The sequence below is a fragment of the Rhodococcus opacus B4 genome, from assembly GCF_000010805.1.
Lineage (GTDB): Bacteria > Actinomycetota > Actinomycetes > Mycobacteriales > Mycobacteriaceae > Rhodococcus_F > Rhodococcus_F opacus_C.
On record NC_012522.1, the window covers coordinates 5,112,889 to 5,132,803 of the forward strand.

The 19,915-nt window shown below is 67.0% G+C and carries 20 protein-coding genes; 12 read left to right on the forward strand and 8 right to left on the reverse strand.

Translation table 11 applies throughout. The annotated features are described in order from the left end of the window. Positions 1–70: 70 nt before the first annotated feature. From ROP_RS23570 to ROP_RS23580, 3 genes are read left to right on the forward strand one after another with little or no spacing between them, the layout of a single operon-like run. The gene (locus tag ROP_RS23570; RefSeq protein WP_015888516.1) at positions 71–1,318 is read left to right on the forward strand and encodes a glycosyltransferase family 4 protein; all 1,248 of its coding nucleotides are present in this window, start codon (positions 71–73) and stop codon (positions 1,316–1,318) included. Then, positions 1,312–2,052, forward strand: a complete 741-nt coding sequence (locus ROP_RS23575) for a class I SAM-dependent methyltransferase (RefSeq protein WP_015888517.1) — start codon at positions 1,312–1,314, stop codon at positions 2,050–2,052. The genes ROP_RS23570 and ROP_RS23575 overlap by 7 nt, the downstream gene beginning before the upstream one ends. Then, a complete protein-coding gene (locus ROP_RS23580; protein ID WP_015888518.1) occupies positions 2,049–3,137 on the forward strand; it encodes a prenyltransferase in 1,089 nt (362 codons plus the stop codon). Before ROP_RS23575 ends, ROP_RS23580 begins: the two co-directional genes overlap by 4 nt. Here ROP_RS23580 and ROP_RS23585 read toward each other — a convergent pair. Genes ROP_RS23585 through ROP_RS23605 form a run of 5 tightly spaced genes read right to left on the reverse strand, consistent with a single transcriptional unit; the run spans position 3,113 to position 7,270 of the window. After that, the gene (locus ROP_RS23585) at positions 3,113–3,775 is read right to left on the reverse strand and encodes a class I SAM-dependent methyltransferase (protein ID WP_015888519.1); all 663 of its coding nucleotides are present in this window, start codon (positions 3,773–3,775) and stop codon (positions 3,113–3,115) included. The two genes, ROP_RS23580 and ROP_RS23585, sit on opposite strands and share 25 nt — an antisense overlap. After that, entirely contained in the window at positions 3,772–4,164 is a 393-nt protein-coding gene (locus ROP_RS23590) for a carboxymuconolactone decarboxylase family protein (protein WP_015888520.1), read from the reverse strand. Before ROP_RS23590 ends, ROP_RS23585 begins: the two co-directional genes overlap by 4 nt. Next, on the reverse strand, positions 4,161–5,036 hold the full coding sequence (locus tag ROP_RS23595; RefSeq protein ID WP_015888521.1) for an NAD(P)-dependent oxidoreductase: 876 nt from the start codon (positions 5,034–5,036) through the stop codon (positions 4,161–4,163). Before ROP_RS23595 ends, ROP_RS23590 begins: the two co-directional genes overlap by 4 nt. Next, entirely contained in the window at positions 5,033–5,782 is a 750-nt protein-coding gene (locus tag ROP_RS23600) for an SDR family oxidoreductase (protein ID WP_015888522.1), read from the reverse strand. Before ROP_RS23600 ends, ROP_RS23595 begins: the two co-directional genes overlap by 4 nt. 18 nt (positions 5,783–5,800) lie before the next feature. Further along, entirely contained in the window at positions 5,801–7,270 is a 1,470-nt protein-coding gene (locus tag ROP_RS23605) for an aldehyde dehydrogenase (RefSeq protein ID WP_015888523.1), read from the reverse strand. Between the two features lie 466 nt (positions 7,271–7,736). On the opposite strand from ROP_RS23605, the gene ROP_RS23610 reads away from it, so the two are divergent. Further along, positions 7,737–9,977 carry an NADP-dependent isocitrate dehydrogenase gene (locus ROP_RS23610; RefSeq protein ID WP_015888524.1) on the forward strand — a complete coding sequence of 747 codons (2,241 nt, stop codon included), beginning with the start codon at positions 7,737–7,739 and terminating at the stop codon, positions 9,975–9,977. 109 nt (positions 9,978–10,086) lie between these two features. Here ROP_RS23610 and ROP_RS23615 read toward each other — a convergent pair whose 3' ends face one another. The 3 genes from ROP_RS23615 to ROP_RS23625 all read right to left on the reverse strand — a co-directional run bounded on the left by ROP_RS23615 (position 10,087) and on the right by ROP_RS23625 (position 12,614). Then, positions 10,087–11,022 carry an HAD family hydrolase gene (locus tag ROP_RS23615; RefSeq protein ID WP_015888525.1) on the reverse strand — a complete coding sequence of 312 codons (936 nt, stop codon included), beginning with the start codon at positions 11,020–11,022 and terminating at the stop codon, positions 10,087–10,089. 495 nt (positions 11,023–11,517) lie between these two features. Next, positions 11,518–12,042 carry a hypothetical protein gene (locus tag ROP_RS23620; RefSeq protein WP_015888526.1) on the reverse strand — a complete coding sequence of 175 codons (525 nt, stop codon included), beginning with the start codon at positions 12,040–12,042 and terminating at the stop codon, positions 11,518–11,520. After that, positions 12,012–12,614, reverse strand: coding sequence for a TetR/AcrR family transcriptional regulator (locus ROP_RS23625; RefSeq protein WP_015888527.1), 603 nt, complete (start codon positions 12,612–12,614; stop codon positions 12,012–12,014). The genes ROP_RS23620 and ROP_RS23625 overlap by 31 nt, the downstream gene beginning before the upstream one ends. Positions 12,615–12,698: 84 nt before the next feature. On the opposite strand from ROP_RS23625, the gene ROP_RS23630 reads away from it, so the two are divergent. From ROP_RS23630 to ROP_RS23665, 8 genes are all read left to right on the forward strand, one after another. Next, positions 12,699–13,916 carry a cytochrome P450 gene (locus ROP_RS23630; protein WP_015888528.1) on the forward strand — a complete coding sequence of 406 codons (1,218 nt, stop codon included), beginning with the start codon at positions 12,699–12,701 and terminating at the stop codon, positions 13,914–13,916. Positions 13,917–13,978: 62 nt separating this feature from the next. Next, complete coding sequence (locus ROP_RS23635) at positions 13,979–14,539, forward strand: TetR/AcrR family transcriptional regulator (RefSeq protein ID WP_043825210.1); 561 nt, start codon at positions 13,979–13,981, stop codon at positions 14,537–14,539. 5 nt (positions 14,540–14,544) lie between these two features. Next, positions 14,545–15,771 (forward strand): cytochrome P450, encoded by a 1,227-nt coding sequence (locus ROP_RS23640; protein WP_015888530.1) that lies wholly within the window; start codon positions 14,545–14,547, stop codon positions 15,769–15,771. Further along, the gene (locus tag ROP_RS23645; RefSeq protein ID WP_015888531.1) at positions 15,764–16,549 is read left to right on the forward strand and encodes an SDR family oxidoreductase; all 786 of its coding nucleotides are present in this window, start codon (positions 15,764–15,766) and stop codon (positions 16,547–16,549) included. Before ROP_RS23640 ends, ROP_RS23645 begins: the two co-directional genes overlap by 8 nt. After that, complete coding sequence (locus ROP_RS23650) at positions 16,546–17,898, forward strand: cytochrome P450 (RefSeq protein WP_015888532.1); 1,353 nt, start codon at positions 16,546–16,548, stop codon at positions 17,896–17,898. Before ROP_RS23645 ends, ROP_RS23650 begins: the two co-directional genes overlap by 4 nt. Continuing rightward, the gene (locus tag ROP_RS23655) at positions 17,898–18,113 is read left to right on the forward strand and encodes a ferredoxin (RefSeq protein ID WP_015888533.1); all 216 of its coding nucleotides are present in this window, start codon (positions 17,898–17,900) and stop codon (positions 18,111–18,113) included. The genes ROP_RS23650 and ROP_RS23655 overlap by 1 nt, the downstream gene beginning before the upstream one ends. Next, entirely contained in the window at positions 18,113–18,661 is a 549-nt protein-coding gene (locus ROP_RS23660; protein ID WP_015888534.1) for a hypothetical protein, read from the forward strand. Before ROP_RS23655 ends, ROP_RS23660 begins: the two co-directional genes overlap by 1 nt. Continuing rightward, positions 18,655–19,911 carry a hypothetical protein gene (locus ROP_RS23665; protein WP_043825214.1) on the forward strand — a complete coding sequence of 419 codons (1,257 nt, stop codon included), beginning with the start codon at positions 18,655–18,657 and terminating at the stop codon, positions 19,909–19,911. The genes ROP_RS23660 and ROP_RS23665 overlap by 7 nt, the downstream gene beginning before the upstream one ends. The last annotated feature ends 4 nt before the right edge of the window (positions 19,912–19,915 follow it).

A 19,915-nucleotide genomic window follows, 5' to 3' on the forward strand; every position in this document is an offset into this window, starting at 1 on the left:
ATGAGGACACACTCGGGTAAGAACGTGTTCTAGTATTGCGTGCCAGTTGCTCGAGGAGAGGTCGAAGTCCGTGCGCATCGCACTCTTGTCGTACCGAAGCAAGCCCCACTGCGGTGGGCAGGGTGTGTACGTCCGCCATCTCAGCCGTGAGCTGGTCGAACTCGGCCATCAGGTCGAGGTGTTCTCGGGTCAGCCGTACCCGGACGTCGACCCCCGGGTGACGCTGACGAAGGTCCCCAGCCTCGACCTGTACCGCGAGCCGGATCCGTTTCGAACGCCGCACCCGCGCGAGATCCGCGACGCCGTCGACGTGCTCGAGGTCGCGACCATGTGGACGGCCGGGTTCCCGGAGCCGCTCACGTTCAGCCTCCGGGCCGCGCGACTGCTGAGGGAGCGCGCCGGCGAGTTCGACGTGGTGCACGACAACCAGTGCCTCGGGTACGGGCTGCTGCAACTCCAGAAGGCCGGGCTCCCCGTCGTCGCCACCATTCACCATCCGATCACCCGCGACCGCGAACTGGACCTGGCGTCGGCGAAGTGGTGGCGGAAGGTGACGGTCCGGCGCTGGTACGGCTTCCTGCGCATGCAGAAACGGGTGGCGCGCGCGATCCCCGCGCTGCTGACGGTGTCGCAGTCCTCCGCCGACGACATCAGTGCGGCGTTCGACGTTCCCGCCGCGAACCTGAAGACCATCCCGCTGGGTGTGGACACCGAGGTCTTCCGACCCCCGGCCGCCGCGCGGGTTCCGGGCCGCATCGTGTGCGTCGCCAGCGCCGACATGCCGCTGAAGGGCGTGTCGACGCTCCTCGAGGCGGTCGCGAAGGTGCACACCGAGCGAGCCGTGGAACTGGTGCTCGTCACCAAGCTCGCACCCGGGGGAGTGACGGAGAAGCTCATCGAGGAACTGGCCATCGGCGACGTCGTCCGCACCGTGTCGGGCATCGACGACGCCGAACTGGCCGCGCTGCTGGCGTCCGCCGACGTCGCGTGCGTCCCGTCGCTGTACGAGGGTTTCTCGCTGCCGGCCGTCGAGGCGATGGCGTGCGGCACCCCGCTGGTCGCCAGCCGCGCCGGCGCCATTCCCGAGGTGGTGGGAACGGATGAGGAGGCGGGTGTGCTGGTGACCCCCGGTGACCCACAGGAACTCGCGGACGTCCTCGGCGCGTTGCTCGACGATCCGCAACGCCGGTCCCGGCTCGGGGACGGTGGCCGGCGACGCGTGCTCGACCGCTACAGCTGGGCGGCGGTGGCCGCGAGAACCGCGCAGACGTATGCCGAAGCGATAGAGCAGACCCGTGAAGGAGGCCGACCGTGCTGACCGTGGACTTCGACCGGCTGGGTGTGAAGCCCGGCGACAAGGTGATCGACATCGGGGCCGGTGCCGGACGGCACTCGTTCGAGCTGTATCGACGCGGCGCCGACGTCATCGCCTTCGACCAGAACGCCGACGAACTCGCGGACGTCGAGAAGATGTTCGTGGCGATGGCCGAGGTCGGTGAGGTCCCCGCAGGCGCGTCGGCGCGAGTGGAGGTCGGCGACGCGCTGAACCTGCCGTACGAGGACGCGTCGTTCGACGTGGTCCTCATCTCCGAGGTCCTCGAGCACGTGCCCCGCGACGGCCGCGCCATCGCCGAGCTGACTCGCATCCTCAAACCGGGTGGCGTTGCGGCCGTGACGGTTCCGCGGTGGCTGCCGGAGAAGATCTGCTGGGCGCTGTCCGACGCGTACCACGAGGTGGAGGGCGGCCACGTCCGCATCTACCGCGCCGACGAACTGGCGGAGAAGCTGACGGCGGCCGGTCTGGAGGTCCGGGGCCGGGACCATGCTCATGCCCTGCATTCCCCGTACTGGTGGCTCAAGTGCGCGGTGGGGGTGGAGAACAACGACAACCCGCTGGCGAAGGCCTATCACCAGGTTCTGGTGTGGGACATGATGAAAGCCCCCTGGCTGACGCGCACCGCCGAGAAGGTCCTCAACCCGGTGGTCGGCAAGAGCGTCGTGTTCTACCTCGAGAAGCCGAGGGAGCCGAGCGTGGTGAAGGCGCCGCGGTGAGAGCCGCCGGCGTCCCGTCGGTACCGAACGTGTTGTCGGAGAGCCAGGTCAGGCAGACGGCACGGTCGATCGCGGCAGCGCAGGAGTCGTCGGGGGCGCTGCCGTGGTTTCCGGGCGGGCACACCGACCCGTGGGATCACGTCGAATCGGCCATGGCCCTCACCGCCGCCGGACTGCTCGACGAGGCGGAGGGCGCGTACGAGTGGTCGCGGCGCGTGCAGCGCCCGGACGGGTCGTGGCCGATGAAGTTCCGCGACGGGGCGGTGGAGAATCACGATTCCGACAGCAACTTCTGCGCCTACCTCGCGGTGGGGGTGTGGCATCACTACCTGATCACCGGTGACCGGAACTTCGTCGACAGGCTGTGGCCGTCGGTGCAGGGCGGCCTCGACTTCGTCGTCGACATGCAGGCGCTCAGCGGCGAAATCTGGTGGGCCCGCGGCGAGAACGGTCAGGACTGCACCGAGGCGCTGCTGACCGGGAACTCCAGCATTCACCACAGCCTGCACTGCGGTCTCCTGCTCGCGCGGTTGGTCGACGACCCGCAGCCGGAATGGGAGTTCGCGAAATACACGCTCGGCCACGCGATCCGGCAGCATCCGGAGTCGTTCGCGATCAAGGACGAATACTCCATGGACTGGTACTACCCGATCCTCGGAGGCGCCGTCCGCGGTGCGGCGGCGTCGGATCGCATCGACTCGCGGTGGGACGACTTCGTGGTCGAGGGACTCGGCATCCGCTGCGTGGACCACCGGCCGTGGGTGACCGGCGCCGAAACGTGCGAACTGGTGCTGGCACTCGACGCGATGGGGGAGCGCACCCGGGCGCTCGCGCAGTTCACCGCCATGCAGCACCTGCGGGATCCGGACGGTTCGTACTGGACCGGCCTCGTCTACAGCGACGGTAAACGGTGGCCGGTCGAGCAGACCACGTGGACGGGTGGTGCGATGATCCTCGCCGCGGACGCGTTGTCCCGCACCACGCCCGGACACGGAATCTTCCGGGACGCGGCGCTGCCCGTGGGACTACCGATCGGCCTCGATCGGTGCGGCGACTACTGTCACGCCAGCGGTTCGCCCGTCTGACCGCCGACCCGCTCGAGAACCCGCAGCGATCCGGTGACGGATGTCTCCTTGAATTGTCCTGTCGCCAGGGCCCGTTCGTAGATCTCGAACGGCGGCCGCCCGCCGTCCGCGGGGTCGGGGAACACGTCGTGGATCACCAGGGCGCCGCCCACGTTCACCCACGGCGCCCACCCCTCGAGGTCCGCGGATGCCGCCTCCGACGTGTGACCGCCGTCGATGAACACGAAGTTCACCGGGGTCCGCCAGAACGCCGCGACAGTCGACGACCGGCCGAGCACGGCCACGACGTACTCCTCGAGCCCGGAATCGGCCATCGTGTGCCGGAACCGGCCGACCGTGTCGAGCAGACCGGTGTGCGGGTCGACGAACGCCGGTTCGTGATACTCCCAGCCCGGCTGGTGCTCCTCGGAACCGTGATGGTGATCGACGGTGACGACGCGGGCCCTACGTGCCTTAGCCGCCGCCCCGAGGTAGATCGTCGAACGACCGCAGTACGTGCCGATCTCGACGCCCACGCCACCGGGCGTCAGGTACTGCATCGCGGCCTCGTGCAGGGCCGTCCCCTCGTCCTCCGGCATGAAGCCGGGGACGGAGTTGGCGAGTCGAAGTAGCTCTGGTGTCAGATGTTCGGTGCTCATGTGGCCTCTGCGTCCGGGGCGGCCGCTCTGGCCGCTTTCTTCCGCTTGTGTAGCACCCCGCCGATCATCGCGTCGAGTTTCGTCCCCAACGGCCAGCCCACGTAGTGGCACAGGAACAGGGCGATCTCCCGGAGTTGATCGTCGTCCAGTTCCTCGTTGTGCAGGGCCGCCCCCACCTGGATCTCGGCGACGTCGACGAGTCCCTGCGCGGTGAGCGCGCCGAGGAGCAGAAGCCGGCGGTCGCGAATGCTCAGTCCCGGCCGCGACCAGATGTCGGCGAACAGGTGGTCGGCGGTGACGGCGAAATGCGCGCCGGGGCCGTCCTGCATCTCGAATCCGTAGACCTTCTCCATCATGGCCAGGCCGCGGGCGCGGGTGTCGTCGGTCATGGTTGTTCCTTCTTGTCCACGGTGCTGTCGACGCCGAGTCCCGGTCCCAGGCCCGTGAGCGCGAGTCGTGCGAGCGGCAGCGCGACGTCGAGTCGTTCGCCGAGCCCGATCGCCAGCGACAAATCCTTCTCCCCGAGGTCGCGGACGTGGGTCATGATCGGGTACCAGTTGTCGTTCTCGTCGAGCGCGTCGGTGGTGTCGCGGAGCATGATCGCTCCGGCACCACCGGTGATCGCGTCGGTGTGGCGGACTACCTTTCCGAGTTCGGTGATGTCGAGACCGGCGGCCTCGGCGAGCCGCTGCGCCTCGGCGGCAGCCGTGAACGAGACGAAGTGCAGCAGGTTCCGCGCCAGCTTCATCCGGGTGCCCGCGCCCACGTCTCCGGCGTGCACGACGAGTTCGGCCCAGTGCTCGAACGGTTCCCGGACCTTCTCGAACGCGGCGTCGCTCGCCCCGACCATCACCGCCAGCTTCCCCTGGTGCGCGCCTGGTGCGCCGCCGCTGACGGGTGCGTCGATCAGGTCGACGCCGTGCACCCGGCAGCGGTCGGCGAGTTCGACGGCGGTGACGTCGCTGATCGTGGAGTGCACCGCCACGACGGTTCCCGGCCGCGCGGCGTCGAGAATCTGGGTGACCACCGCGCGCACCTGCTCGTCGTTCAGCACGGTCACCGAGATGACGTCCGCGTTCTCCGCCACCTCCCGCGGACTCGAGGTGACCTTCGCGCCCGCCCTGCCGAACGGCTCCAGCGCCTCCGGCCGGGTGTCACACACGATGAGTCCGCCCGGCCGGCCGAGCAGCCGCTTCGCCATGGGCGCACCCATGTTGCCGAGGCCGATGTAGCCGACGGACACCTGTTCTGTCGTGGTCATCGGAAAATCTGTCCGCCGTCGACGTTGAAGATCTGCCCGGTGATCCAGCTCGCCTCGTCGGAGAGCAGGAACAGACACGCGCCGACGAGGTCGTCGGGGGTGCCCATCCGTTTGAGCGGCAACGTCTTGACCATGTCTGCCACCATATTTCCCGGCGTGACGGTGCGGGTGGCTTCGGTGTCGATCGGTCCGGGCGCGATGGCGTTGACCCGGATGTTCATGCCGCCCACCTCGTGGGCGAGTTGCTGGGTGAGGCCGTTGATACCGACCTTCGCGAGACCGTAGAAACCGGAATACAGCCACGCCGCCGTCGACGACTGATTGACGATCGAGCCGCCGCCGCGTTCGTTCATCGCAGGCCACACGGCGCGAGTCACATTGAGGGCGCCGTCGAAGTTCACGGCCATGAACTTCTTGTAGTAGTCCCACGGCACGGTGATGAGGAGGTCGAGTTTCATGCCGCCGTAGATCGCGGCGTTGTTCACCAGATGATCGATGCCGCCGAACTTCTCGACCGTGAACTCCGCTAGTTCCTTCGCCGAATCCTCGTCGGCGACGTCGACGTCCTTGAACACCGCGGTCCCGCCGTCGGCACTGATCTGCTTGGCCACGGTCTCGCCGAGTTCCGCGTTGAGATCGGCCACCACCACGTTGGCGCCCTCACGGGCAAGGGCGCGCGCGTAGCCCTCGCCGATACCCTGTGCGGCACCGGTGACGATGGCCGTCTTGCCGTCGAAACGTCCCATACCGATTGACTCCCTGTCCTATTGGGCCGGTTCCGCGACCAGCTTGGTTTCCAGGTATTCCTCGAAACCGGCCACGCCCATCTCGCGGCCGATTCCGGACTGCTTGTATCCGCCGAACGGGGCGTCGGCGGAATACCAGACGCCGCCGTTGACGCTGAGCGTCCCCGTGCGCACGCCGTCGACCACGTGCTGCACCCGTGCGGGATCCGTGCCCCACACCGAACCGGACAGGCCGTACGGCGAGTCGTTCGCGATGCGGATCGCGTCGTCGTCGCCGTCGTGGGGAATGATCACCAGCACCGGCCCGAAGATCTCTTCCCGTGCCACCCTCGCGGTGTTGTCGAGACCGGAGATCAGGGTGGGTTCGACGAAGAATCCGCGGTCCCGATCGGCCGGGCGGCCGCCACCGACGACGATCGTGCCGCCCTCCTCCCGGGCGAGTCGCAGGTACTCCTCGACGCGGGCACGTTGCCGGGCGGAGATGAGTGGCCCGCAGATGGTGCCGGGTTTCGTAGGGTCGCCCGCGTTCAGCCCGCCGAGCGTGCGCGCCGTGGCCTCGACTGCCTCGTCGTACTTCTCGCGGGGCACCAGCAACCGGGTGGTGATAGCGCACCCCTGCCCCGCGTGGGTGGACACGGTGAACGCGGCGACCCCGCACGCCCCGGCGAGGTCGGCATCGTCGAGCACGATGAACGCCGATTTGCCGCCGAGTTCGAGGAACACTTTTTTCAACGTCTCGGACGCCGCCGCCATGACGGCCTTCCCCGTAGTGGTCGACCCGGTGAACGACACCAGGTCCACCCGGGGGTCGGTCGAGAGTTGCGCGCCGAGGGAATGGTCGCTCGACGTGACGATGTTGACGACGCCCGCCGGGAGATCGGTCTCCTCCGCGATGAGGTGCCCGACGAGTGCGGCGCACCAGGGAGTGTCCGGGGCGGGTTTGAGCACCACCGTGTTGCCTGCTGCCAGTGCGGGACCGATCTTGGCGAAGTTGATCTGGTGCGGGAAGTTCCACGGCGTGATGGCTCCGACCACACCGACGGCCTCCTTGAGGACGCGTCGGCGGGTTCTGATGCCCATCGGTTCGGCGACGCCCAGATCCTGTTTCCAGGAATAGCTTTCGGCGAGGTCCGCGAAATAGCCGAGGTCGGCGACTGGGCCCTCGAGCTGTGGTCCGCTGGTGAGGAAGGCAGGCGCGCCGACCTCGGCGATGGTGATGTCGCGCAGTTCCTCGATGTAGGACTGCAGTACGTCGCGCAGTTGTCGCAGGCAGCGGGCGCGGAAGGCGTGATCGCGGGACCACGTGGTGTGGTCGAAGGCCCGCCGGGCCGCGGCGATGGCGGCGTCCATGTCGGACTCGGTCGCGTCGGTGGCCCGCCCCAGCACTTCCTCGGTGGCCGGGTTGATCACGTCGAACGTGCCGCCGGAACCGGGAACCAGTTTGCCGTCGATCAGGAGAGCAGAGCTGTCGGTGGGGCGCAGAGTCATGGATTTTCGCTTCCGAGTCGGATGAGTGTCACAGCGATCTCTGAAAACTGGACATGTGTCTGGACTATAGTTTGAACAACTGGATGCCGCAACGACGAGTTCCCGGAGGTGCGATACGGACACGCGAGAAATGCGCCGCCGTGGTCGCTCGACGAGCTGGCGGAGCGGGTGGGTTCGGCATCGCACGGTGTGTGAGCGGTCAGGTCGGCCGCCCGCCTGGAAGGGGCTCCGGCGGGCAAGGGGCGCACTCGCCGACCGACGCCGTCGGCGGTGCACGTGGACCCCGGGCGGGGTCGGGTTAGTTACTCGCGGGTAGCGATTGCGGGGTCGGCGGCGTCGTTCGCGATACCGGTCCTCGAACAAGTCCCCGGCGATGTCGCAACGTAACCTAATACTCGTCGCGATCCGATAACTGCACGCTGAACCTGTGAAATTTAACCGAACTGACGCGGGAGTACAACAACTAATGAGCGCCCATAAGCCGCCGACCATCATCTACACATTGACTGACGAGGCGCCGCTGCTCGCGACCTACGCCTTCCTGCCGATCGTGCGCACCTTCGCGGGTGCCGCGGGCATCGAGATCGACTCCAGCGACATCTCGGTGGCGTCGCGGATTCTGGCCGAGTTCCCCGAGAACCTCACCGAAGAGCAGCGCGTCCCCGACAACCTCGCCGAGCTGGGTCGCCTGACGCAGCTGCCCGAGACGAACATCATCAAGCTGCCCAACATCAGCGCGTCCGTGCCGCAACTCCTGGCCGCCATCAAGGAACTGCAGGGCAAGGGCTACAAGATTCCCGACTTCCCGGACGACCCCAAGTCCGACGAGGAGCGCGAGATCCGGCAGCGCTACGGCAAGATCCTCGGCAGTGCGGTGAACCCCGTCCTGCGTGAGGGCAACTCCGACCGGCGCGCGCCCCGGGCTGTGAAGCAGTACGCCCGCAAGCACCCGCACAGCATGGAGGAGTGGTCGATGGCCTCGCGCAGCCACGTCGCACACATGCGGCACGGCGACTTCTACCACTCCGAGAAGTCGATGACGCTGGACCGGCCGCGCAAGGTCCGGATGGAGCTGGTGACGAAGGCCGGCGAGACGATCGTCCTCAAGCCCGAGGTTGAGCTGGGTGAGGGAGACATCATGGACAGCATGTTCATGAGCAAGACGGCGTTGCTCGACTTCTACGAGGAGCAGATGGAGGACGCGCGCAAGACGGGCGTGATGTTCTCGCTCCACGTCAAGGCGACGATGATGAAGGTATCGCACCCCATCGTCTTCGGGCACGCGGTGAAGACCTTCTACAAGGATGCCTTCGCCAAGCACCAGGCGCTGTTCGACGAGCTGGGCGTCAACGTCAACAACGGCCTCGGCGATCTCTACGACAAGATCGAGTCGCTGCCCAGCACGCAGCGCGAGGAGATCATCCAGGACCTGCACGACTGCCACGAGCACCGCCCCGAGTTGGCCATGGTCGACTCCGCCCGCGGCATCTCGAACTTCCATTCGCCCAGCGACGTGATCGTGGACGCCTCGATGCCCGCGATGATCCGCTCCGGCGGCAAGATGTACGGCGCGGACGGGCGACCCAAGGACGCCAAGGCCGTGATGCCGGAGTCCACGTTCGCGCGCATCTACCAGGAGATCATCAACTTCTGTAAGACCAACGGCGCATTCGACCCGACGACCATGGGCACCGTCCCCAACGTCGGGCTCATGGCGCAGAAGGCCGAGGAGTACGGCTCGCACGACAAGACCTTCGAGATTCCGGAGGAGGGCGACGCCAACTTCGTGGACGTCGAGACCGGTGAGGTGCTGCTCACCCAGCACGTCGAGTCCGGCGACATCTGGCGCATGTGCACCGTCAAGGACGCGCCGATCCGCGACTGGGTCAAGCTCGCGGTCACCCGGGCACGCAACTCGGGCATGCCGGTTCTGTTCTGGCTCGACCCGTACCGCCCGCACGAGAACGAGCTGATCAAGAAGGTCGAACTGTACCTGCAGGATCACGACACCGAGGGCCTCGACATCCAGATCATGTCGCAGGTGCGCTCGATGCGGTACACGCTGGAGCGGCTGATCCGCGGGATGGACACCATCGCCGCGACCGGCAACATCCTGCGCGACTACCTCACCGACCTGTTCCCGATCCTGGAACTCGGCACGAGCGCCAAGATGCTGTCGATCGTGCCGCTGATGGCCGGCGGCGGCATGTACGAGACGGGTGCCGGCGGCTCGGCGCCCAAGCACGTCAAGCAGTTGGTGGAGGAGAACCACCTGCGCTGGGATTCGCTCGGTGAGTTCCTGGCATTGGCCGTCAGCCTGGAGGAACTCGGCGTCAAGACCGACAACGAGCGCGCGAAGATCCTGGCCAAGACGCTCGATGCGGCCACCGGCAAGCTGCTGGACGAGAACAAGAGCCCCTCGCGCAAGACCGGCGAGCTCGACAACCGGGGCAGCCAGTTCTACCTCGCGAGGTACTGGGCGCAGGAACTTGCCGCGCAGAGCGACGACAAGGAACTGGCGGAACGCTTCGCCGCGCTCACCAAGGCGCTGGACGAGAACGAAGACACCATCGTGCGCGAGCTCATCGAGGTGCAGGGAAGCCAGGTCGACATCGGCGGCTACTACAAGCTGGACGGCGAGAAGACAGCCGCCGTGATGCGTCCGAGCGCGACGCTGAACACCACGCTGGAGGCTGTGCAGCGCTGAGCGTCCGCGTAGATCTCATGCTGTCTGCCACTGGTGTGGCTGATGGTCGAGATGTACGCGTGTCACGGCTACCCGCACGACCGCACGGTGGTGCGGGTAGCCGTGACGTTCAGATCGAGAACACGGTGGCCCAGTCGTTCGCGATGCTCACCGTGGTCCATCCCCTCGTAGCCGCGAGATCGAAGGCCTGCTCGGCGCCGGCCGGATAGTCGAACTCGCGATCGGGGTCGTCGTGTCGTATCAGTAGTTGCAACGAAGGGCGGGCCGGTCCTTCGGAGAACTGCAGCATCGGGACGTCCCCATTGCTGTTCCCGGCGGCGAGCAGAGGTCTCCGGCCGACCCGGCTCCAGATCCGGATCGGCTTCTCGGGACCGTCGACCAGCACGTCCATCTCGGGTTTGTGCAGGAGCGTTCCACCGGGGCCGTCGCTCGTCCACGCCAGCGACGCGGTGCTGCCGATGACCCGCTGACGGGGCACGCCGTACACGTCCAGGCTGATCGGGCGCATGAAATCGCGGCCGCCGCCGGAGACGATGTAGTTGTGAAACCCGTTTGCTCCGAGGTAGTCGAGCAGCTCGCGCATGGGCACATAGCTGCACGTCAGATACTTGCGGCCCAGGGTGGGATGGCCGGTGGTGCGGAGGAATCGGTCCGCCTGCGCCTCGAACTCTTCGACGGTGATGTCGGCGAACGCCGTCAGCACACCGACGGCGAACACCTTCACTCCACTGTCGTCGCCGCGATAGTGATCGGTGATGACGGCGTTGAGCCAGTCGTAGTCGCGGGTGTAGGCCGCCTGCCACGGCTGCCGGGTACGCAGAGCCGGATCCTCCTCCGCCATCGCCACGAGGCGGCGCAGGATGAAGTCGAGCTGGATCGGCATCGGCTTCTCGCACCAGAGCGTGCCGTCGTTGTCGAAGACCGCGATCCGCTCCTCGGCGGGTACGGCGCCCGACCCGCCGGCGCCCGTCACCCGCCCGACGAAATCCAGTATCGCCTGCTTGCTCGCCCCGTCCCGCCAGCCGGGGAGTGGATCGTCGGCCATAGCCTGCTCCTCCTGCCGGGTGGCCCCTCCGCATCCACTACACCACCGTCACCAGGACGTGACCAGGGTTGTTAGTGGCGGTAATGTCCGCGCCCAGGCGGAAAAGTCTCAGCGGATCAGCGGCACATCCCTGAGTTCCTTCTGGGCGGTCCCGAACGTGCCGAGCTGGTCGATCGCAGCTCCGGCGGGTGAAAACGTAACGCCTCGAATGGTTCGCCCAGCATCTCGTCCAGATAGGTTGTCGTCGCGACTCCCGTGGTGACGTGTCGCTGTCGCCGAGTCTTGTTGCGCAACAGGATTTTCGGGGCTGCTCATTTTTCCTCCTGCTGCCGGCGCCGACAGCGGCCCAGCGCGTGCAGGCGTCCTGCATGACCTGCACGAACGTTAGCAGGACGTCGTCGCCGTCGACCAGGTCGAACAGGCGGCAGGACAGCCGCGGAAGGTACGAAAACCCAGCAGGCACAGCCGGGTGCTTGCTCTCGACGACGAATGCGCTCAGCTGCCGAAGATCTTGCCCAGATCACTCGCGTCGGGGATGGCGGCGGGTGGCGCGGGAGCGATGCTGGGCACGGCGACGACCGTGGACGCTTGCTCCACGGTGAACTTGGTGCCAGGCCATTGCGCCAGGTATTCCTCGAGTCCGGGATAGGCGGATACCCACATCGCCGGGTCTGTGTCGTGTCGAGAGCAGGAGGCCAGTGCGACATAGGAGCCGTCGGGGACGTCGAGCACCGACTGTGTGGTGGTCCCGGGTGGTATGTCGCCTGTCTCGTAAAGGGATTGACCGGCGCTCAGGACGTCTCGGACAGGCGGCAGCACCCCGTCAGGGGCGGGAGCGAGGGACGTTCCGCAGCCGATGGTGGCGCCGGTGTTGTTGGTGATCGTGTTGGTGACGGTCGATCCGTCGACGCCGAAGGAGTAGGTGACGTCGGTGGCCTCGGCGGCAGATACCGGCGCGGCGGCAATGGGGAGGGGGATGGTCGCTGCGGTCAGGACGGTGTGGGCGTGCGCTCCGGCCACCCGACGCTGGCGAGTGCTCCGCGCAGTACGGATTCGTAGATCGCGTCGAGGTCCAGTTCGTCGCCGAGGAAGTCGGTGTTCACCAGCATCACGAAGCCGTGCATGGCGGCGAAAACGCTGACGGCGGCGTCGAGGGTGTCCTCGGGCGGCAGTCCGCACGACGCCAGCATCGTGCGCAGTGCCGTGTTGGCGTCGAGTGCGGCGGAGATGAAGGCGTCGCGGTCGACGGGGCTGGTGGTGAGTGTCTGGTACCGGTGCGGATGCGCGGTCGCCCAGGCGCGGTGCGCGTCGACGAGCGCGCGGAGGCCGTCGGGACCGGTTCGGCCCATGGCGATCTCGCGCAGGTGCGCACCGAGTTCCGTCATGGTGCGTACCTGAACGGCGCCGCGGATGTCGTCGAGGTTGCGCACGTGGTTGTACAGCGAGGCGGTGACGACGTTCAGCCGGGCCGAGAGGCTCGTCATCGACAGTTGCTCCCAGCCGAGCTCGTCGATGATCTCGATCGCGGCGTCGACGACCTTGTCGCGGGTGAGGGTGCGACGTCGGATCGGTGCGTTCTGTCCTTTCGCCATGGCCTCAGCATACGGTCTTCCATTCTAAATGAAACTGTGTAGTTTAAGACGCATCCCATTCGTTTATCGATCGAGGAGCAGTGAATGACCGCGTCTCGGATTGATCTGAAATCCCCCGACGTCTACGCCGAGGGGGTGCCCTACGCGTTCTTCGACCACCTGCGGTCGAGCGAACCCGTCTATTGGCAACCCGAGGAGAACGGCACCGGATTCTGGGCGGTGACCAGGCACGCCGACGTCGTCGCCGTGTCCCGCGACAGCGCGACGTTCTCGTCGGCGGTGGGCACCACCCAGATCGACGATTTCGACGAGCAGACCCGCGCGAAGCAGGCCGCCATGCTCGTCAACCTCGACCCGCCCGACCACACGCGGTTGCGACAACTGGTCAGTCGCGGATTCACCCCGCGCACGGTGAAGGTGCTCGAGGGGCACATCCGCGACATCTGCACCCGGATCGTGGATCGTCTCCTCGAGGCGCGCGACGTCGACTTCGTCCCCGCGGCGGCGGCGCCGCTACCGCTGGAGGTCATCGCGGCGCTGCTGGGTGCGCCTGCCGGGGACGTCGACAGGCTGTACGACTGGTCCAACCGGATGATCGGATTCGACGATCCCGAGTACGGCACCACCCAGGCTGACGGCGAGATGGCCGCGGCCGAGATCTTCCTGTATGCGAACGAGCTTGCCGCGCAACGTCGCATCGAGCCCCGGGATGACATCGTCACCAAACTCGTGCAGCCGGACGAGAACGGCGACACGCTCACCGAGATGGAATTCAACATGTTCTTCGTCCTGCTCGTGGTGGCGGGGAACGAGACGACGCGCAACGCGACCGCCGGTGGGATGCAGGCGTTCATCGATCATCCCGATCAGTGGCGGCGGCTGCAGTCGGAACCCGAACTGGCGCCCCGCGCGGTGGAGGAAGTCCTGCGGTGGGTGACCCCGGTGATGGATTTCCGGCGCACCGCCACCCGGGACGCGTACATCGGCAACCAGTTGGTGCGGGCCGGCGACAAGGTGGTGATCTACTACCCGAGCGCGAACCGGGACGAGGCGGTGTTCGACGAACCGTACCGGTTCGACATCGGCCGGAGTCCCAACCCGCAGATCGCGTTCGGTGGCAGCGGGGTGCACTTCTGCCTCGGCGCCCACCTGGCGCGGCTCGAATTGAGGATCCTGTTCGAGACCCTCGCGGCGCGGATCGACCGCGTGGAACCCGCTGGGCCGGTGTCCCGGCTGCGGTCGAATTTCATCAGCGGCATCAAGACGATGCCCGTGCGGATTCACCCGCGCAGTCCGGTGTGAGACCCCATTTTCGTTGCCAGCCGCCGATAACTGTAGTAGCGTCCAGACACGTGTCCAGTAGTATGAATTTCGAGTCCACCCGCCGCCGTCTGACCGAGAAGCAGGCCGACACCGTCGACCGCCTCACCCGGGCGGCAGTCGAAGTACTGCGCGAAGAGGGCTTCGCCGGGCTCACTGTTCGTTCGGTGGCCGGGATCGCCGGGGTGGCGCCCGCGACGGCGTACACGTACTTCTCGTCGAAGGAGCACCTCGTCGCCGAGGTCTTCTGGCGGCGTCTCGCCGCCTCGCCGCAACCGGCGGACGAGGGACTCGATCGCACCGGACGCGTCGTCGCCGTGCTCCGCCACATCGCCCTCCTGGTGGCGGACGAACCCGAACTCGCCGGTGCCGTCACCAACGCGCTGCTCGGCCGCGACCCCGACGTGGAGCACCTCCGCGCCCGCATCGGGCTGGAGATCCGTGATCGTCTCGCCACCGCGCTGGGCGAAGGCCACGATCCCGACGTCCTCGAGGCGCTCGAGCTGCTGTACGCCGGCGGCCTGGTCCGCGCGGGAATGGGATACGGGTCCTACGCCCAATTCGCCGATCGACTCGAAACTTCCGCCAAACTGATTCTGGAGTAGATGCCATGACCGCAGCCTCGATGCCCGGGGTGTCACACAATCCGGTGACGTTCAATCCGTACGACTATGGCTTCCACGAAGATCCGTACGTCACGTATCGAAGACTGCGGGAAGAAGCACCGGTCTACTACAACGCGGAACTCGACTTCTGGGCGTTGTCCCGGCACGAGGACGTCGTCGCCGCCTTCCGCGACAACCAGCGCCTGTCGAGCGCGAACGGGGTGTCGCTCGACCCGGCGGCCTACGGTCCGCACGCCCACAAGACGATGTCCTTTCTCGCGCTGGACGATCCACGGCACATGCGGATGCGGCAGTTGGTGTCCCGCGGGTTCACCCCGAGGCGGGTGAACGAACTCGAGGGCCGGATTCTCGACCTCACCCGGCAGTACCTCGACCCAGCGCTCGATGCGGGCGAATTCGACTGGATCGCCGAATTCGCGGGCAAACTGCCGATGGACGTGATCTCGGAACTGATGGGGGTGCCGGAGGCCGACCGCGGCGAACTCCGCAGGCTCGCCGATCTGGTGGTGCACCGCGAGGAGGGCGTCCTCGACGTGCCGCACGCGGCGATGGAGGCGTCGCTCTACCTCGTCGGCTACTACGCCGACATGCTGGCGGAGCGGCGCAGGAAGCCGACCGAGGATCTCACGTCCGCCCTGCTCGAGGCGGAGATCGACGGCGACCGGCTCACCGACGACGAAATCATCGCCTTCATGTTCCTGATGGTGGTGGCGGGCAACGAGACCACCACCAAACTGCTCGGCAACGCGCTGTACTGGGGGTTCCGCTATCCGGGCGAGGCCAGGCACGTGTTCGAGGACGTGAGCCGGGTGCCGGACTGGGTGGAGGAGACCCTGCGGTTCGACACGTCCAGCCAGATGGTCGCGCGGACGGCGTCCGTCGACCTGGACTTCCACGACCGCACGATTCCGGCCGGCGACAAAGTGCTGATCCTCATCGGCTCCGCGAACCGCGATTCGGCGGTATTCGACGACGCCGACGAATACCGGATCGGCAGGGACACGTCCAACAAGCTGGCGAGCTTCGGCGGCGGCACCCACTTCTGCCTCGGCGCCCACATGGCGCGGCTGGAGGCGCGGATCGCCCTCACCGAACTCGTGTCCCGCATAGACGATTACGACATCGACGAGGCGAACAGTGTGCGGGTCCACTCGACCAACGTGCGCGGTTTCGCCACCCTCCCGCTGAAAGTGCAGGTCCGCGATGCCTAGGTTCGAGCCCAATCCGCAGCGTCGGCCGTCGATCGTCGCCGGGGCGTCGTCCGGAATCGGTACGGCGACGGCCTACGCGCTGGCCGAGGCCGGTCACCCCGTCGCGCTCGGTGCCCGCCGGGTGGCGGAGTGCGAGGAGATCGCGAGGAAGATCCGCAGCAACGGGGGAGAAGCGTTCGCGCACTTCCTCGACGTCACCGACACCGCGTCGGTCGACGACTTCGTCACCGCGGCGGAGAAAGCCCTCGGCCCCACCGAGATCGCGCTGTCGGGAGCGGGCGACCTGGAGTTCTCCGTCGCGCACGAGATGGACCCGGACCAGTTCCTCGCGCAGGTCGACGTCCACCTCGTCGGGGCGCAGCGCCTCGCGCACCGCATCGTTCCCGGCATGATCGAACGCACGCGCGGAGACTTCGTCCTGATCGGATCCGACTGCGCGGACATGCCCCGGCCCCGGATGGGCGCCTACAACGCCGCCAAGGCCGGTGTCGAGATGATGGGCCGGCAGATGCGAATGGAATTGGAGGGCACCGGCGTCCGCGCGTCGGTCGTGCGTCCCGGCCCCACCCAGACATCCATGGGGATGAACACCACCGAGGAGGTCATCGGACCCGTCCTCGAAGACTGGGCGAAATGGGGATTCGCCCGGCACTCGTACTTCCTGCGCGCCTCCGCGATCGCCGACGCCGTCGTCGCTGCCGTCGGTGCGCCCCGCGGCGCGCACATGGTGCTGATCGAGGTGCAGCCCGAGGCGCCCCTGCGAAAGGATGGAGAATGAATCTGGTTACTCCGCAACGGGTGTCCGGCGGTGAGCACGAGCACGGGCACCTCGAAGAACTGCGTACCGACCCGATCGCGCTGATGCGCCGCGTCCGGGAGGAATGCGGGAACGTCGGCGTCTTCCAGCTCGCCGACAAGAAGGTGGTGCTGCTGTCCGGCGCCGAGGCCAACGAGTTCTTCTTCCGCTCCACCGACGAGGATCTCGACCAGCAGGCCGCCTACCCGTTCATGAAGCCGATCTTCGGCGAGGGAGTCGTGTTCGACGCGAGCCCGGAGCGCCGCAAGGAGATGCTGCACAATCAGGCGTTGCGCGGTGAGCAGATGAAGGGGCACGCCGCGACGATCGCCCACGAGGTGGATCGGGTGGTGGCGCGGTGGGGAGACGAGGGCGAGATCGATCTGCTCGAATTCTTCGCGGAGCTGACCATCTACACGTCCTCGGCCTGCCTGATCGGGAAGAAGTTCCGGGAACAGCTCGACGGCCGGTTCGCGCACCTCTATCACGAGCTCGAGCAGGGCACCGACCCCATCGCGTATGTCGACGCGTACGCCGACATCGAAAGCTTCCGCCGGCGGGACGAGGCGCGGGTGCAGCTGGTGGCGCTCGTCCAGGAGATCATGACCGGGCGCATCGCGAACCCACCTCAGGGCAAGGAGGATCGGGACATGCTCGACGTCCTCGTCTCGATCAAGGACGAGAACGGCGACGAGCGCTTCACCGCCGACGAGATCACCGGCATGTTCATCTCGATGATGTTCGCGGGGCACCACACCACGTCGGGCACCGCGGCCTGGACGCTGATCGAACTGCTGCGCCACCCGGACTACGCGAAGCAGGTGGTCGCCGAACTCGACGACCTCTATTCGGACGGCTCCGACATCAGCTTCGGGGCGCTCCGCCAGATCCCGAAACTCGAAGCGGTACTGAAGGAGACGCTGCGGATGCACCCACCGCTGATCATCCTGCTACGCGTCGCGCGGGGCGAGTTCGAGGTCGGCGGCTACCGGATCGCGGAGAACGATCTCGTCGCGGCGACGCCGGCGATCTCCAACCGGATCGCGGAGGACTTCCCGAACCCGGACACGTTCGACCCGGAACGGTACATCGACCCCAACCAGGAAGACATCGTCAACCGCTGGACGTGGATCCCGTTCGGCGCAGGCAGGCACCGCTGCGTCGGAGCGGCGTTCGCGCTGATGCAGCTGAAGGCGATCTTCTCGATCCTCCTGCAGGACTGGGAGTTCGAGATGGCGCAACCGTCCGAGACGTACCGTAACGATCACAGCAAGATGGTGGTGCAGCTGCAGCAGCCCTGCACGGTGAGGTACCGGAAGCGAAGCACGTGATGAAAGTCGAAGCCGATCTCGACCTGTGCCAGGGCCACGCCGTGTGCGAGATGGAGGCGCCCGACGTCTTCGTCGTCCCCAAGCACGGCAAGGTCGAAATCCTCCACAGCGACCCACCCGAGCACCTGCGCGCCGAGGTCGAGAGCGCCGTGCGTTTCTGCCCGACCCAGGCCCTGCGGATCCTCGCGGACAACGACTCAGAAGGAGATTCCTGATGGCCCCTTTCGACCGCGCCGAACTCGACGAGATGGTGCAGCGCTGGGTGGACGAGAACAAGCGGTGCGAGTCGCTCGGCGACTGGAAACCGCTGGCCGAGATGTACACCGAGGACGCTACATACGGGTGGAACTACGGGCCGAAGGACGACTTCATGGCCGTCGGCCGGGACGAGATCCGCGACCTGGCGCTCGGGCAGGAAATGGACGGCCTCGAGGGCTGGGAGTATCCGTACCAGCAGTTCGTCATAGACGATCGCAGCGGCGACGTCATCGGATTCTGGAAGCAGGTATCCGAACGCACCCGCGACGACGGCACCCACTACCAGGTCACCGGGATCGGCGGCAGCTGGTTCCGCTACGGCGGCAACTTCCAATGGTCCTGGCAGCGTGACTTCTTCGACTTCGGCAACGTCTCGAGCCTGTTCCTCGAGATGATCACGAACAACGCGATGTCCGACGGCATGAACGCGCGGATCCAGCGCGCGACGTCCGGTCGGCTGCCGGGGTGGTATCCGGTCGGGCAGGCCCCGGTCTCGCTGTGGTGAGCACCGTGAAGGTTCCGGCGTCGTTCGCGAATCTGTCCCGCGAGGATCTCGCGATCCTCGTGCCGGAACTGCTGCTGTGCGGTCACCTCATCGACCGCTCGGGTATGCCGCACCTGATCGGGGCGTTCGGCCGCGAGGGGATGACGCAGGTCGCGATCGAGGAGTGGATGGCGTCGAGCCCGATCTACGCGAGGCGGATGCAACGTGCGCTGGGGTTCGAGGGCGACGGTGTCGTCACGATCTTCAAGGGCCTGCAACTCGACATCGGCGCGCCGCCCCAGTTCATGGACTTCCGGTACCGCGTCACCGATCACGACCACGGCGAGTTCTGGCTGGATCACTGCGGGGCGTTGATGGATGTCGAACCGATGGGCGACGAGTACGTCACGGCCATGTGCCACGACATCGAGGACCCGACGTTCGACGCCACCGCCCTGGCCACCAACCCGCACGCGCAGGTGCGTCCCGTGCACCGTCCGCCGCGACGGCCGGCGGACCGGACACCGCACTGCCTCTGGACGGTCACCATCGACGACGCGCACCAGCCGCCGCCGGTTCCGGAAGGGCTGGTGACGGTGGGGAAGTCGCGGGCGGCGACGGTCGGGCTGTCGCCGATCGTCACCGGCGGTCCGGGACGGCACGACTACGCGGGCGCTCTCCTCGCCGACCTGCGGTTCCCGGATTTCTCCCATTCGGCGCTCACCCGGATCGCGGAAGAGGTGTGTATGCAGCAGCACCTGCTGACCCTCGGCTTTCTGCTCGCGGTGCGGGCGCGCACCGACGCCGCGGGCGCGCTCGCAATAGCCCGTAGGCAACTCACCGGCATCTCGGGACTCACGTCGGAGCGGATTCGGAACGCGCTGGGCCTGCCCGCGGATCTCGAGGGCCTGGCCGTCGTCCTCGCCGTGCATCCGGCACTGAATCCCCGTCAGTACGTGGACATCACGATCTCCCTCGACCACCGGCTGTTGGTGACCTTCGGCCGCGAGTGCGGAGCGTCGGAAGACGGGGCGTGGCCGTCCATGATCGACGGCGAGCACCTCGGGCCGTTGACCGCCCTCGTCCGCGGGGTGTCGCCGAGGTTCGCCGTGCGGGTGGTCGAGGAGACGGACACGGCGCTGACGGTGGAGGTCGTGATCGGTGAGCCGCCCGCGAAGGAGGCGCCCGAGGTCGCGCTCACCCGGTTCAGCACCGGGGCCGACTTCGCCTTCACCGATCGGGGAGTTCCCCTCCCACTCACAGTCGTCTGAGAGG